We start from the raw sequence: 1179 nt of genomic DNA, 5'->3' as shown, positions 1-1179 counted from the left end.
TTTCAATATCGCGTTGCAGGTTGGCAAAATCGGCTGCTAAAATTGATGGTGCTATCAGGTGATTCATGTGCAAATATATAAATCCCCAGCCCCATGAAAGGAAGGTTCAGAAATTTTATTGTAAACTTTTACACAAACTTCACCGTATCTCATGTAACCGGACCTAATTAGGCTAAAAAAGGGAATTTGTATAATTTTACCGACATATAATCAAATGCGATGAAACTAACTGGCTTTGTACAGGAGCACGACGACAATATCCCTTCGGCAATTCCATTTAGAGATATGTTTGAATTTAAGAATTGGGATAAAACGTTGATTGCCAAAGTGACTGATTATTTAAACAATGGAGCGATAGTTTTTGGTTGGATGCATTATGTAAGGGACTTTACAACCGGCGAACTACTTTGCCCACACGGCTATTATACCGACGGAGAATGGATTTGGCCAGGGTATTATCCACTTTATTTGAAAAACTATCCCGGATTTTTTGATCGACCCCGATTTAATTGGTCACATTCAAAAAGAGAATTTTATCAATAACGGTAAAAATACATCGCTATTGGATATGGGGTTGTTGGAAAAAAAGCTCCTGGAATTTTATAGATGATCATTCCCCCTTCAGGGGTTTAGGGCGCCCCTAATCGCAGTTTAGCAGCAGATCATAGTACTTTTTCATCAGTACCGTATCATAATTGACTAAAGAACCATAGGCCTCTGCTACCAGTTCGTTCAAAATTGATGAGCCAAGCTGACCGCCACCATTGGGGATGGAATCATAATACTGTATTAATTCTTTAACACGGATAATTTCATATAATAACTGCTGCACCAGATCATTTTGCGCAGCCGACTGCTTCCCATGCGGATTATTGTTGAGAAAATCTAAAGGATCATTGGTAGCAGGAGTCATGTTTTTTACAAGCGGAGTCAAAATTTAAGGTTTTATCAACTATTTATTAACTGATATAAAGTTTAAATAAATGCCTTTTGTTTTAATTTTTTGCAAAAAAAGTGTCAAGAATACAAGAAAAAATAACAAAACCCTCATATAGAGGGTTTTGTATATATCAAAATATAAAATTTATTTGTCTGCTTTTGGTGCTTCTGGCCTTGGCAATAACGCTTTGCGCGATAACTTCAGTTTACCTTGTTTATCAACATCAAGCAATTTAACCC

Annotated in this window: 2 protein-coding genes; one reads left to right on the top strand and one right to left on the bottom strand. The window is 36.6% G+C overall.

Features of this window, described 5'->3' with window-relative positions; translation table 11 throughout:
- The first annotated feature begins 219 nt into the window (after nucleotides 1-219).
- On the top strand, nucleotides 220-543 hold the full coding sequence (locus AC1DPZ_RS27655) for a hypothetical protein (RefSeq protein WP_477409568.1): 324 nt from the start codon (nucleotides 220-222) through the stop codon (nucleotides 541-543).
- Nucleotides 544-640: 97 nt separating this feature from the next.
- On the opposite strand, the gene AC1DPZ_RS27650 is transcribed toward AC1DPZ_RS27655, so the two are convergent.
- Nucleotides 641-934, bottom strand: coding sequence for a hypothetical protein (locus AC1DPZ_RS27650; RefSeq protein ID WP_477409566.1), 294 nt, complete (start codon nucleotides 932-934; stop codon nucleotides 641-643).
- Nucleotides 935-1179: the final 245 nt, after the last annotated feature.

The sequence above is a fragment of the Mucilaginibacter sp. P4_G9 genome (assembly GCF_056400985.1).
The sequence above is the reverse complement of the archived record's forward strand: the minus strand, read 5'-3'. Positions and strand labels throughout refer to the sequence as shown.